The sequence below is a fragment of the Pseudoalteromonas phenolica genome (assembly GCF_001444405.1).
GTDB lineage: Bacteria > Pseudomonadota > Gammaproteobacteria > Enterobacterales > Alteromonadaceae > Pseudoalteromonas > Pseudoalteromonas phenolica.
In genome coordinates this window covers 1,880,505-1,894,502 of sequence record NZ_CP013187.1, presented here as the reverse complement: position 1 = coordinate 1,894,502, position 13,998 = coordinate 1,880,505, and the positions used below count along the sequence as shown (strand labels likewise).

Below are 13,998 nucleotides of genomic sequence, written 5' to 3'. Positions count from 1 at the left end.
GAGGGCGCTTAATTTTAGTTTGCCCTCTGATTAAGAAGCTGTGTTGACTTATAACCTATGTGAAAATATAACCCTGAAATTACATAAACTTCATTTTGGCAATTTAACACTGTCTAGAATACAACACTATCTACTTTTACATCCTTGTGCTGAATATAAAATAGAGAATTATTTTCGTGTTGTACTTATAACTTAAGTATAGAGCCTGATGAACTAGCTAGCCAAAATACGCTTTATTTAATTGTTCAAATTGCTTTTTGCCATTGAAGTGAGTTTCGATAGTTTTGAAAGCATTCTGAGTTAATAATCCTTTAGTATGAACTTCAGCTTCAGACCAGCTTAAAACTGTATCGTGCAACTCGTCAACACTGTTTGAAGTGCAAATAAATCCATTTGATTTATGAGAAATAACTTTTGATACAGCTCCAACATCAAAACTAATAACACATTTTGAGCGAGCCATAGCCTCCAAAAGCACCATTGGTAAACCTTCTGCACGTGAACTGATGACAAGAACATCTAGGTTTTCCCAAAAACTTGAGTTTTCCTGATGGCCATAAAACTCAATATTATTGGGTTTATCTTTTTGTAAAGTCTTAGCCATAGGTCCGTCTCCGAACACATGAAAGCTAAATTTATTATTGGCAATAAACCTTCTCGCAAGTTCTAAAAAATTATCAGGCCCTTTTTCATGAGACAGTCTACCTACAAAGCCAATTTTTAATTTTTCACTATGAATTGCTGGAGTTGGGGCAGTAATTTCAACGAAATTATCTAACACTTCGGCATTGCTGACTTGTTCAAGTAATCTGTGAGAGACGACAAAATTTTTTGAAAGAAAACTCGTTAATTTATCTATGTGATTGTAAATATATACTAAACCAGCGCCATCTTCGCCAGCATGATATGTAGAGACACAACGAGAGTTTAAAAGTTTACAAGTTATCCTTCCAATAATACCTGCTTTGTATCCGTGAGTATGAAGAAGGTAAGGGGAAGTAAGTTTGTTTAGGTATCGAAATAATGAGTGCACTTTACCATCTAAAAAACTGTAATCACAATTAGACTCTTCTAAGTTTTGATAGAGTTGCTTATTGTTATGATCTTGATAAAACAACACTTCGACATTGAGATGATTAGTTTTCAAGAGCCTAACTAATTGCACTAAATGTGTTTCAATACCGCCATAAAGGCTTGAATCTAAGAAAAGAATGGTCTTTACTGATTTCATGAGCACCTCTTTGGAGCATATTTATGTTTAACCCAAATACAATACAACAACTGAAAAATGACGTTGGTGTGGATGTCTTAACTCAGTTGATGCAAGTTTTCATGGCAGAAAGTACCAAACTCGTTCAACAACTATCATCTAACATAGACAGAACTGACGAATTAGAGAGATTAGCACACAGCCTCAAAAGTTGCGCACGCTCTTACGGAGCTGATCAACTTGCGAATATAGCCGCTGATATTGAAATCCTAGCAAAAAATAATCCAGAGACTCAAATTATCGAAACAAAGATAGCATTTCTTAATGAAATACATACAAAAACTGTAAAAGCGTTACCAACTTACGATTAATGAATCAGTGGACTAGATTTTTCTTTGTTAGGCTTTGTAATCATGCTTTCTATCACAAACTTGAGCTGTTGCTTGTTGTGCGTGTTCAACTTTTCACTGTTCAAATTGCTAAAGTCAACTCTTGTATCCATAGCACCAAGTGCGTCAACACTTAAACACAAATCAAAAAATTTATACCCAATTAAATTTGATAACCATGAAGCATGCTGACATGGAGAGACTTTAGACATAACACTGTTTTCTTTACAGACATTCTCTATAAATATCCTGCAAGCTGAAGTATTTAGTAATGCATTTTTAATATCATTCACAAGCAATGGTGGAGTAATACTTGTTAAGGCACTGCCGGGACCAATTAAAATCATGTCAGCATTGTAGATATCACGAACTGCCTCTGGCACCGCAGATATTAATTTATCACTGAGATAAAGTTCTTGTGGTAAATCACTTAAAGCGTCTACTTCACATTCACCTTCTATGCGAGTGCCATTTTTTGATGTTGCAATCAAATCCACAGGAGATTCACTCATTGGATAAATCGCATGTTCAACATTTAATAGCCTGCTGTATTCTTGTATCGCTTTAGTTGGGCTTTGAGTCAGTTCACATAATGCACTGAGTATTAAGTTTCCAACACTGTGACCTTTAACATCATGTTCAAAACTAAACCGATGTTGTGATAAGACAGACATAAGATGATCTTTGTTGGCGAGAGTATCAATGCACCTCCTTATGTCACCAAGCGCAACCAATCTTTTATCGGCACGAAGTCTTCCTGTGCTACCGCCATTATCAGTTGTCGCAATGATTGCACTTAAATGATGATTTCCAGAGTTCAAAGCCTCCAAAACGGTCGATAAACCATGGCCACCACCAATACACACGATTCTCATAACTGCCTCCTTCTAACACTAGTTATACCTATCAATAACTAGGCCAACATAAATGTGTGAATCAGGTTAAACTATAGTTTAATTTCTGTAACTTTCGCATTTTGCGTTGCAAATACATTATTAATTTTAAGAATACTAATTAAGTACTAGGTAAGATTTATCTTTTAGTAATGATGTTCTGTTCGGTAAGACCAATTAAGGTTTTTTAATTCTCTGAATTGAGCTCAATATATATTCTTAAATTTAAGAACTTATCAGGAAAAGAAGAAAAAAATGAGCAATTTGTTTTTATAGGCTAAATTACAATTAAGCAAATGACTTAACAAAGGAAAATACATGGAAAGTGTCTTATCATCAAAAGCCCTTGAGTTCATTGACAGTATAAACAACTCAAAAAATCACAATGAAACCTTGCTTAGACTTAAAATTGGCTTAAGTGACTATATTAATGTTTATCACATTTGTGCATTTGTAAAAACAAAACAAGGCTTTTTAGAATTAGCCTCAACAGCTCAAAGAAGAGAAGACACATTCAATGATCTATCAGATTTATGGACGGCACTTAAAGCTCAACCAATATTAGATCAATCTGTTGAATTGCTTCCATGCTCTTTAATGGTTACTTCATTTTCTCATCAACAGAATCAAGACATCAAAGCATTACTGATTCAAATAAAAATGAATGAATCGAGTGGCTTTTTTTTATGCTATTACCTAAATAGAACTTTCTTAACACCGAAAGAAGTGACGGTAATGCACTCTCTTATCCCCATTTTTAGACACACATTTGCCAAGCTTGAGTATATTCAACATACGAATAGATTATTAAATGAAAAAACTGCTGCGTTAACAATTAGTCAGGCAAGGTTTCAAGCATTTGCAGAGCTTGCCTCAGATTGGTTCTGGGAGACTGACACGCAATTGAGGTATCAATATATCTCAAGTGCGGAGGCGCAATATCAAGCACATACATATCAACATTTTATAGGGAAAACACCTATAGAGTTACGCTCTTATGACGAGCAAAAACAACAGAAAAAGTGGGGACGTTTCATAAATTTTGTTAATAATCACAAAGAGATTCATAATTTGGAATATGAGGCAAAATCACATGACGGTAAAACGTTTTGGATTAGTATAAGTGGCAAGGCTCAGTTTGATGAAAATGGAAATTACATCGGATATATGGGCATTGGTAGGGATATAAGTTATGCAAAACAAAGAGAATTAGATTTACAAAAGGAAAAAGAAAGAGCTGAAAAAGCCAATGCAGCCAAATCTGATTTTTTAGCAGTGATGTCACATGAAATCAGAACACCAATGAATGCAATACTTGGTATGTTAGAGCTTCTAGAAGATACGGACCCCACTGAGAAGCAACATGAATTAATAGATTATATGAGAAGTAGTACCCGACTTTTACAGGGCGTGATATCAGACACTCTTGATTTTGCCAAGATAGAGTCCGGGACTTTAAAGTTAGAGCTATCAGATACTCATTTAATTAACCTAACTAAAAACCTAGTTAAACAATTTGAAACGCAAGCGATTAAACATGGAATAGAGTTTGAGTGTGCAATTGATAGAAGCATTCCTGAAAGAATTAACTGTGACGGCGTCAGGTTATCTCAAATATTACTAAACCTATTAAGCAATGCATTTAAGTTCACGCATGAGGGTAGCGTTAAGCTGTATCTCACTAAAAGTGACAATCATATTATATTCAGGGTAGCCGATACGGGGATAGGGATCAGCGAGTCAGATATCGCCAGATTGTTTGAGCCTTTTACGCAATTTCACTCTCGTCAAAAAGGAAGGCAGCAAGGTGTTGGGCTCGGTTTAAGTATAACTAGACGCCTATTAAACTTAATGGGCGGTAGCATCTCGTGTTATTCAACTGTGGGTGAAGGCACAGAGTTCATCATTAGGATACCTTACACTATAGTAGAGAATATAGACGAGGAATCTGTCATTGATGATGCTCAAAAGCAATCTCAAACTTCCCTAAAAGTGTTAGTGGCGGAAGATAACATAGCAAATCAGTTTGTGATAAAGGCGATTTTAGAGAAGCGTAATTATACAGTAGAGATCGTTAATCATGGTCAGGAAGCCATTGAAGCACTCTCAAATGGCGAGTATGACTTAATACTTATGGATATGATGATGCCCATCATGGATGGGGTGAGTGCAGCCAAAGCAATAAGAGCAGAACTTGGCTTACAAAACATTCCTATTATAGCGCTAACTGCAAATGCTGGTTTAAAAGATAAAGAAAAGTGCTTAGATGCAGGTATGAACGATGTGTTGACGAAGCCTTTAGATAGCCGATTGTTAGACAGCAAAATTAAGCAGCATTTATTTTCAAGTGAATAGAAATATTTTATCGAGTCTCAGGGTCTAGTAGAAAAAGATGAGAATTTAAAAATGCAGTTATTAAAACATTCGCACATTATGTTACTTAAAAATAAATTAGCCACTCTAGATTTTCTAGCGCCTTTATTATTTCGCCTAATTTTAGCACCGACTATGATCATTGCCGGTTTTTCTAAGTTAAATTTAGGTAATACAAATGCTCCGTTCCTTTCTAAATTTCTTGCAGATGAAAATGTCATCGCTTGGTTTGGAAATAGTGAGTGGGGGCTGGGATTACCATTTCCTGATTTGCTTGCATTTTTAGCAGGGTGGACAGAGTTCATCGGCGGCTGGCTTTTACTATTTGGGTTATTAACACGTTTGGTATCTATACCTCTGATTTTCACAATGATGGTTGCAATTTCTAGTGTTCATTGGGATAACGGTTGGTTTGCTATAGCCCCAAGTTCAGGTGATTCAAGCCCAGCAAAAGTGCTTAGCTGGTTTAATATTGAAGCTGCACATAAAAGTTTAGAAAACTCTAATGAAGTGTCACAAAGACTTTCTAAAATAAATGAAATTATTGAGACCCACGGCTTTCCGAGTTACCTGTTAGAAAAAGGCTCCGTTGCGATATTAAATAATGGTATTGAATTCGCTACCATATATCTAGCCATGTTATTAAGCCTTCTATTTACAGGAGCCGGTCGATTTGTCAGTTTAGATTATTGGGTATTTAAACGATTTCGTTAATCTGGGGATGCGAATAAGTCTGATTTCTTGTTATTCTAGTCGCATGTTTACTAAAGAGAATTATCATGGATGCATTAGAGCTTCTTACAACAAGACAATCAGACAGTAATTTGTCTTTTCCTGGTCCAAATATAAACCAACTTGAATTAATTAAAAAAGCTGCTTTAAAAGTGCCTGACCATGGAGGTATAGCGCCATGGAGATTTATTGTGGTCGAAGAAGATGGCCGAGATAAATTAGGTGAAATTTATTATCAAGCAGCTGTTGCTGAACAACAAGACGAAAGAACAATAAGTCGGGCAAAAGAACTACCGCAAAGAGCACCCATGCTTATCATTGCCGTTAGTCCTTACATGGAGCACCCTAAAGTACCAAGAATAGAGCAAATTGAGAGTGCTGCTTGTAGTGTATTTGCAATGCAACAAGCCGCTTTTGCTCAAGGTCTTTCAGGCGTTTGGAGAACTGGCTATTTTGCTCAAAGCGAAATGGTAAAAGAGTTACTAGGACTCGATAGCAAAGATGAAATAGTAGGTTATTTATATTTGGGTACGCCCACTGTGATGTGTACAAAACCAGTACGTCATAAACCAGAAAACTTCTTTTCAAGCTTATAGAAGTTGATTTCTTAACAGCCAATTTTTGCTTGAATCAACGTGAGGGTATTATACCCTCACGCATTTAAAGTACCTTCCAAAACACAAAAAGAGCTGAAATACCAACTAAAAACACAAAGCCTAAACCTGTCAGTATTTTTATAAGCAAAGATTCTGACTCAAAGAGCTCACCCTTTATCAATTGATAATTTAGCCATGCAAAAAATGGGGTCGTTAAAAAAGACAGAGTCATAGCAAGCATCAGCATATTTTTGATATTTGCTTTGAAAAATAAAATCACAATTAAACCTAAAACAGCTTGCGCAATCAAAATCATCCACATTAGGTTCTTCGGTGACTTGGTTACTAGTGTATATGATTCATTCAGTGTTCTACTATAGCCATCTAAAACAGTAATGGTGGTGCCAAACATACATAAGAATGCCACTGTTGCGATTAACCATCGCGACCATTCACCAATCGTAAGCGCATACATATCAATGAGTTGTTTAGAAAAAGCAACGCCTGCAAGTTCAATTGGTTTATCCTGACCATATTGAAGTAACACCCCTAGAGAGAAAAACAGTAAAGCCAGCAGCATTGTTAAACCATAACCTAATTTGAAATCAAAAAGTGTTTGTTTAATATCGATGTGTTTGCGACGGTTTTTCGCTTTTATCCAAAGAGAATTTATCGCAGAAATTTCAATTGGAGCAGGCATCCAACCCATTAATGCCACCATAAAACCAAGCATTGCCATTGAGAATGGAGATATTGACGCAGCAGGTTCAGGGTGTACTTGTCCATTTGATAAAGCAACAACAAAGGCGATAAGCGTTGATAAAGTGAGAACCCCCATAATGAGCTTACTGGCTTTATCAAGCGCTTTATAATGACCAAGAAGTAATATAAATAAACATGTAAATAAAATACCAATAGACAAACTTGTCAAACTGACTTGGAATGGCATGATGTATTGCAGCAGAATTGCCGTAAGCAATAGAACTCCCGCAGTATTAACAACCGCAGAGATGATATTAAGTAAAGTGAACAAGTAAAATGATGCTGAGCTATGTTCTTTGTAACCTTCAACTAAGCTTTTATTTGTTCTGGCCGTATAAGCAACAGCAAACTTGAAAAATGGATATTTCAATAAGTTCACAATGATAATTAACGCAAAAAGTTGCCAACCAAATAATGCACCAGCTTGGGTTGACGCAACTAAATGCGAACCACCAACCGCAGCCGTTGCCATTAAAATACCAGGACCTAAATTCTGGATTTTGTTTCTTAAATTTAATGTCATTTTAATTCTTATTTTTTGATAGCCTGAATGGCATAAATTTGCGGGATCAATTTACCTTTATGGTGTTTGACAAATCCTTTACCGTCGACATACTGCAAGTTTTGCTCACAATCATATGGGGAGTAAGGTGATTCAATATATTGCTTTATTTCAAGACCAGCGTTAATCAGGGCTTGGAACACATTACTAACAGAGTGTGACCAAGTCACAATGGTCGATTCTTTACCATCACAATTCTCAGTGTAAGTGCCTTCTTTTTCTATATCAGCGGACGATTTTTCAAAATAATCATAGCCTGAAAGTAGGTCATTGAATGGGTGAAACTCAACCAATACAAATTTACCGCCAGCTTTTAATGAATTTGAAATAGTCTTTGCCCATTGAGTCAAATCTGGTAACCAACATAAAACGCCATATGATGTATAAACAACGTCAAATTGTTTCTCACTTTTCTCACCAAAATGAATTATGTCATCACAAATAAAGTTGGCATCGAGACAAAGCTCAGAGGAAAGTCGTTTAGCAGCATCAATTGCTTTAGCTGATAAATCAACTCCTGTTGTTTTTGCTCCAAGTCGAGAGAGAGAAAGTGTGTCTTGACCAAAGTGACATTGTAAATGAAGTAAATCGAGAGATTCGACTGAGCCAAGTAATTCTTTCTCAAGTGGGTTTAGACTACATTTGCCATTTATAAAAGATTGAACATCATAAAATGAAGACTCAAGGTGGATATCCGTTCTTTTATCCCACGTTGCTTTATTAATATTTAAATAATCCATATCAGAAGCTTAACTTTTTGTTTTTAATATTCTAACACCTAAGCTTTATAAGATTACAGGTTAAAAATAGGTTGATTTTTTAACCATTCATTAGAATAATAAATAAGCTTGATAATCAGTTATCAAATTAACCCACCAACAAACCAATAATTTATTTTATTCTATATTTAGTACAAGTGTGCAAATCACATGTCTGCTACTCTTATTTACGGTTATGTAATGCAGCATAAGAAGTACTAAATTCAGTTGCCAAAACTGGTGTATTTACAAGGAACCCTAATGGCAAACTTATTAATTAGAAAAAAACGACTGACTAAGTCTCTACTATTTTTATCTTTAATGTTTATATCAAACGTCCATGCACAAGTGGTTCGTTATAGCGAAGTAATAGAGAAAGAAGAGCAAGAGCAGATCCGAGTTATCGGAACGCTAAAAGCCTACCAAAAAGCTAATATTGCCATCAGTGAATCAGGTCTGGTGACTGAGGTGTTTGTCAATGATGGCGATTACGTAAAAAAAGGTGATCGACTTCTAAAAATTGATGATAGACGTCTCATAGCACATGTCGAACAATTGCGAGCAGAACATGCTGCAGCTAAAGAAAATTTAAAAGCCGCTGAAGCCGAATCTGAACGAGCACAAAGTGACTATCAAGCATACTTAACTTCGCAAAAAAATAATGCAGTGTCTAAACAGCAGCTTGAAAGAAGTCGTGCTGAGGCTAACTCTACAAAAGCGAATATGTTCGCAGCGCAACAGAGCGTGGATGCAGTAAAGGCTAGCCTAACACTTGCTGAAGTAAAGCTGTCTGATACGCAGTTAGTTGCACCTTTTAGTGGGCAAGTCGTAGAGCGTCACGCTGAACTGGGGCAGTGGTTATCAGCAGGTGATACTGCTTTTAAAGTCACTTCTTTCGATAAGCTAGAAGCTTGGCTTGATATTCCTGAACGACTTTCTCACCTGAAGCATAGTGAGGAGTTATCTATTCCATTGCAAAGCGCCAGTGTGTTGGCGACGTCTAATAAAGTGAAAGTCATCAATCAGATTGATCCTAGAGCGCGCACTTTCAAAGTTATTGCTGAAATTAGCCACCCAGGATTTATGCCTGGAATGTCAGTCAGTGCTTGGCTTGCTACAAACGCTAAATCATCAACATTGATGGTGCCAAAAGATGCCTTAATCCAACGTGGTGGAAGTTATTTTGTTTATAAGGTGAATACCGACGGAGACAAACAGTCTGCGCAATCCGTACCTGTAAAAGTTAAGTTTCATAGATCTGGTTTGGTTGCTATTGATAGTACTGCCTTAGCATATGGCGATAAAGTGGTGACAGAGGGAAATGAGCGGTTAATGCCAGGGCCTGTTGTGGCTGTTCCAGATACGCAAGTCAGTTCGCAGTCTGTTTCAGAGAATGTGAACTAAAAAGGATATTTATGAATGTAGTTAAATCTGCGGTAAAACAACCAATATCTGTGGTTGTTGCCGTTATTTTGTCAGTGCTTGCAGGCATATTGGCATTCACAAAAGTCCCAGTTCAGATGACCCCAACTGTCGACTCGGTGGTCGTCAGTGTGCGTACATTTTGGGAAAACGCCAGTCCAGAAGAAATTGAATCTGATGTTGTTATTGAACAAGAGAAAGTGCTTTCTGATGTCACGGGTTTAGTTTCGTTAACCAGTATTAGTCAAAACTCAGCGGCCCAACTTAGATTAGAATTTGAAACTGGCACTGACATTAATAAAGCGCAGGCTGAAGTGGTACAAAAACTCAATGAAGTACCTGCTTACCCGATGGGTGTCTCTCAACCAACTGTTGAAGGTGTCGATCCCATGTCAGTCGATTACATCGCATGGGTAGGCTTGGCCGCGACAGATCCTAACTTTGATAATACGACTTTGTATGACTTTATGGAAAGACGATTAAGACCACGTCTTGAGAATATCAAAGGTATATCGAAAGTCGGCATGATGGGCGCGCGCGAACAAGAACTTCAAATTAGAGTTGACCCAGTAAAATTAGCAAACTTTGGTGTGACATACAGTCAGCTTGTTGATGCTATACAGCTTAGCAACACAAGCTATTCAGGAGGCAGACTTCCTGATGGTAAAAATGATATTCGTGTCAAAGCCCATGGTCGTTTCAGTGATGTGTCTGAAGTTAAAAACATTGTATTACGCAGAGATAACAATGGCCCTGTGTATATCAGCGATGTTGCTGAGGTGGTCATCGATTATAAAGACATGACTGATTGGGTGAGAGCCCGTGGCGTAAAAATGCCATTTTTTAATTTTCAGTTAACTCGCGGTGCGAACCTGCTCGAAGCCATGAATGCATTAAAAGCAGAAATGGCTGAACTTAATAAACCGGGAGGTATGCTAGAGCAACATGCCCAAAAACTTGGCATAAACGGCACATTTGAACTGGTTCTAACTTGGGATTCATCAACCTATGTAGAAAATGCCATTGACCTTGTACAAAGCAATATTGTCGTTGGAGGCATGTTAGCGGTATTCACTTTATTGTTATTTTTACGCTCACTCAGAACCATAGGTGTAATCGCAATTGCGATTCCTATTTCTGTTATTGCATCTGTTGTGGTTTTAGTTGCACTTGGCCGATCCATCAATATTGTCTCTTTGGCTGGCATGGCTTTTGCGGTAGGCATGGTTGTCGATAATGCCATCGTTGTTATAGAAAACATATTCAGACATCTAGAAATGGGTAAAAGGCCACTCAAGGCCAGTGTTGATGGTACCCAAGAAGTAGCAGGGGCGGTATTCGCCTCAACAATGACAACGCTCGTTGTGTTTATTCCTATCTTAACTATCAGTGACAGTGCTGGTCAGCTATTCAGAGATATATCTCTTGCTATTATGGCTGCGGTTTTTATTAGTTTTATTGTTTCAATCTTAGTCATACCGGTCGCTGGTAGCTACTTTTTGAGAATGCGCACTGAGTCTAAGCAACTAGAAATCAACTTTAAATGGTTCAAAGCGATTGAGGTTAAAGCAGCAAAACTCCCTGACACAATAGGCGCTATCTTCACTTATCTGACGGAAACGACCAAACGTAAGTTAATTGTAATTTCAAGCTTTGCCGTTATCACACTTGCTGGAATCGCAATTTTAATTCCACCATTAGATTACTTGCCTAAGGGAAATCGAAATTTTGCATTTGGCTTTATGGTACCACCACCAGGTTACAACTTAGATCAAATATCAGAAATTGGCGACCGAATCGAGCAAAAGCTACGCCCTGCGTGGGAGCTAACAGAAGATAAATATCAAGCTGAGCAATATTTTAGGCACGGTGAACGCGCAACCGAAGATGATAGGCCGAGTATTCAATTAATGGATGGGTCGATGATAGATGCCCCAAAAGTTGATCATTACTTTTTAGTAGCAATGGGTGGGCAAGTATTGCACGGCCTTATTCCACAAGACCCTATTAAAACGGTAGATTCAGTTGATTTCCTTAACCAAACTTTGATGGGGGTAAACGCACCGGATGTTATCGGTTTTGCTTTTCAGTTCCCTCTGTTCAGCACTGGTGGCACAACGGGTTCAGCAATCCAAATTGATTTGGTAGGAGATGACTTAGAGCAAATAACGCAAAGCGCAACAGCCTTGTTGTTTAAATTGATTGGTACATATGGTCCTTATGCAACCATACCTGAGCCTGCTAATTTCATTTTACCGACGCCTGAGTTAAGTATTAAACCATTAGATGAGCGTTTGGCTGAACTTAACATGACCCGAAGAGATCTGGGTTTAGCTGTGCAAACAAATGGTGATGGTGTGATTCTAATGAACAGTTTTGCTATAGGTGGAGAGCTAAAAGATCTCAAAGTGGTAACGCAAGCTCAACAATCGGATTATCCAATTGAATCTTTAATGCAATTACCTATTGCCACACCTGAATCGGCAGTTATCGATCTTCAGTCTATTGCACTTGTAGAGCGAACTCAGACAGCAGACCAAATAAAACACGTTGCTAGACAAAGGGCAATTACTTTGCAATTTACACCACCAGCAGGTATGCCACTTGAACAAGCCATTAACTCGGTTAATGCTATGGTGAGTGAATTAAAAAACCAAGGCGCGATGTCTCAGTATGTTGATGTAAATATGGCGGGCAGTGCAGGTAAATTAGCGGATCTAAAAAATGCGTTGTTAGGTGACGGCAGCTTATTTGGTACTTTAAGTTCGAGTATGTTTTTAGCTATGTTCGTGGTTTATTTGGTAATGGTCATCTTGTTTCAAAACTGGAAGTATCCACTGGTTATTTTAGTTACGGTACCGCTGGCAACATTAGGTGGATTTATGGGCTTGAGTGCTGTGCATTGGGCCAGCGTATTTGACCGATATACACCAATTCAAAACCTTGATGTACTTACATTACTTGGCTTTGTAATTTTGGCGGGTGTAGTTGTAAACAATGCGATTCTAATTGTGCATCAAGCATTAAATAACCAAAAAGAGCGAGGAATGAACGGGCAGCTTGCTATCCGATCTTCAGTTGAAAGCCGAGTCAGGCCAATTATGATGTCAACGCTTACCTCTGTCGGTGGGATGTTACCACTTGTATTAATGCCAGGGGCAGGGAGTGAATTATATCGTGGGCTGGGTGCGGTTGTTGTGGGTGGACTTGTTATTTCTACAATTTTTACACTGATCTTAGTTCCTGTTTTGTTGAGCTTTTTAATGAAAGATGAAGTTAAACAAACAGAAAACAATTTAGCTTAATTATTAAGGCTCCATGCGGGGCCTTTTTTATAGGCTTTTAAACATGAATAATGAAACACCTTCAAATATAGAATCACCTTGTATACGGCAATGCTGCTTGGATGAGAATGATGTCTGTGTTGGGTGCTTTAGAACCTTAGATGAAATTTTAAAGTGGAATTCATTGTCTGATAATGAAAAACAAGTAATTATGAATACTTGCAATGAAAGAAAACAACAAAAAAAGGAATCAAGATGAACACCCCAATTTACGTTGCCTTATTAGCAATATTATTTTTATTCTTAAGTTTTAAAACGATCAAAGTAAGAAAAAGATTACAAATCGGTGTTGGTACAGGAGACAACCCAGAGTTGCTAAGAGCCATGCGTGTACATGCTAATTTCTCTGAATACGTTCCAATCACTTTGATATTGATTTTGTCAGTTGAATTACTAAAAGGGCATTTTATTCTTGTCCATGGTCTCGGTGTAGCATTGTTAATTGGACGAGTACTCCATGCTTATGGTGTGTCTCAAACCAAAGAAAATTTAAAGTTTCGTGTATCCGGTATGTTACTCACATTCTCAACTATGCTGGTCTCGATAGTTTCAATTATTTACCTTTCAATTTTTTAACAGAAAAGCGCTTCGCGCTTTTCTTATACCAATCCGCTTTACTAAGTGGTCTCTTTTGAGGCAAGAAAACCTTGTTGGTAGCACCGCTCACGCGTCCTGCTATTGCTGAGGTACCTTCATCCATGTAGGCAAGGCAAATATTTCGTTATTTAGTTGTTCTAAATGAGAAATCTAATGCACCTATCATCAGGTTTAATTCTTCAAAATGATTAAGTGTTATTGTGGATTGGTATTATTCTTTTCTAAAACTTTCCTCTACTATTTCTATAATTAAAGCATCAAAACTTTCTTGTTGTTTATTACGTATTCAGCCTTAATGAGTTGAATGTAAGTCTTTGTAAAGATGGTTGTTGACGGATTTCTTCAAATATAGACTTTAAA

The 13,998-nt window shown here is 37.5% G+C and carries 12 protein-coding genes; 8 read left to right on the top strand and 4 right to left on the bottom strand.

What is annotated here, in order from left to right:
* Window positions 1–217: 217 nt before the first annotated feature.
* Window positions 218–1,231 (bottom strand): glycosyltransferase family 4 protein, encoded by a 1,014-nt coding sequence (locus tag PP2015_RS08335; protein WP_058029832.1) that lies wholly within the window; start codon window positions 1,229–1,231, stop codon window positions 218–220.
* 23 nt (window positions 1,232–1,254) lie between these two features.
* Between PP2015_RS08335 and PP2015_RS08330 the strand changes: the two genes are divergently transcribed.
* Window positions 1,255–1,581 carry an Hpt domain-containing protein gene (locus PP2015_RS08330; protein WP_058029831.1) on the top strand — a complete coding sequence of 109 codons (327 nt, stop codon included), beginning with the start codon at window positions 1,255–1,257 and terminating at the stop codon, window positions 1,579–1,581.
* On the opposite strand, the gene PP2015_RS08325 is transcribed toward PP2015_RS08330, so the two are convergent.
* Window positions 1,578–2,474, bottom strand: a complete 897-nt coding sequence (locus tag PP2015_RS08325) for a gluconeogenesis factor YvcK family protein (protein ID WP_058029830.1) — start codon at window positions 2,472–2,474, stop codon at window positions 1,578–1,580. The two genes, PP2015_RS08330 and PP2015_RS08325, sit on opposite strands and share 4 nt — an antisense overlap.
* A 336-nt stretch (window positions 2,475–2,810) precedes the next feature.
* On the opposite strand from PP2015_RS08325, the gene PP2015_RS08320 reads away from it, so the two are divergent.
* The 3 genes from PP2015_RS08320 (at window position 2,811) to PP2015_RS08310 (ending at window position 6,193) form a co-directional block, all read left to right on the top strand.
* Window positions 2,811–4,847, top strand: coding sequence for an ATP-binding protein (locus PP2015_RS08320; RefSeq protein WP_058029829.1), 2,037 nt, complete (start codon window positions 2,811–2,813; stop codon window positions 4,845–4,847).
* A 51-nt stretch (window positions 4,848–4,898) separates the two neighbouring features.
* Complete coding sequence (locus PP2015_RS08315; RefSeq protein ID WP_058029828.1) at window positions 4,899–5,579, top strand: HvfX family Cu-binding RiPP maturation protein; 681 nt, start codon at window positions 4,899–4,901, stop codon at window positions 5,577–5,579.
* A gap of 65 nt (window positions 5,580–5,644) precedes the next feature.
* Window positions 5,645–6,193 carry an NAD(P)H nitroreductase gene (locus PP2015_RS08310; protein WP_058029827.1) on the top strand — a complete coding sequence of 183 codons (549 nt, stop codon included), beginning with the start codon at window positions 5,645–5,647 and terminating at the stop codon, window positions 6,191–6,193.
* A gap of 64 nt (window positions 6,194–6,257) precedes the next feature.
* Here PP2015_RS08310 and PP2015_RS08305 read toward each other — a convergent pair whose 3' ends face one another.
* Complete coding sequence (locus tag PP2015_RS08305; RefSeq protein ID WP_058029826.1) at window positions 6,258–7,478, bottom strand: NRAMP family divalent metal transporter; 1,221 nt, start codon at window positions 7,476–7,478, stop codon at window positions 6,258–6,260.
* Between the two features lie 8 nt (window positions 7,479–7,486).
* Complete coding sequence (locus tag PP2015_RS08300) at window positions 7,487–8,257, bottom strand: class I SAM-dependent methyltransferase (protein ID WP_058029825.1); 771 nt, start codon at window positions 8,255–8,257, stop codon at window positions 7,487–7,489.
* 279 nt (window positions 8,258–8,536) lie between these two features.
* Here PP2015_RS08300 and PP2015_RS08295 point away from each other — a divergent pair, with 279 nt between their 5' ends.
* Genes PP2015_RS08295 through PP2015_RS08285 form a run of 4 tightly spaced genes read left to right on the top strand, consistent with a single transcriptional unit; the run spans window position 8,537 to window position 13,617 of the window.
* Entirely contained in the window at window positions 8,537–9,679 is a 1,143-nt protein-coding gene (locus PP2015_RS08295; protein WP_058029824.1) for an efflux RND transporter periplasmic adaptor subunit, read from the top strand.
* An 11-nt stretch (window positions 9,680–9,690) separates the two neighbouring features.
* Complete coding sequence (locus tag PP2015_RS08290) at window positions 9,691–13,002, top strand: efflux RND transporter permease subunit (RefSeq protein WP_058029823.1); 3,312 nt, start codon at window positions 9,691–9,693, stop codon at window positions 13,000–13,002.
* A gap of 13 nt (window positions 13,003–13,015) precedes the next feature.
* Window positions 13,016–13,240, top strand: a complete 225-nt coding sequence (locus PP2015_RS21615) for a DUF1289 domain-containing protein (protein WP_335338118.1) — start codon at window positions 13,016–13,018, stop codon at window positions 13,238–13,240.
* Window positions 13,237–13,617, top strand: a complete 381-nt coding sequence (locus PP2015_RS08285) for an MAPEG family protein (RefSeq protein WP_058029822.1) — start codon at window positions 13,237–13,239, stop codon at window positions 13,615–13,617. The genes PP2015_RS21615 and PP2015_RS08285 overlap by 4 nt, the downstream gene beginning before the upstream one ends.
* The last annotated feature ends 381 nt before the right edge of the window (window positions 13,618–13,998 follow it).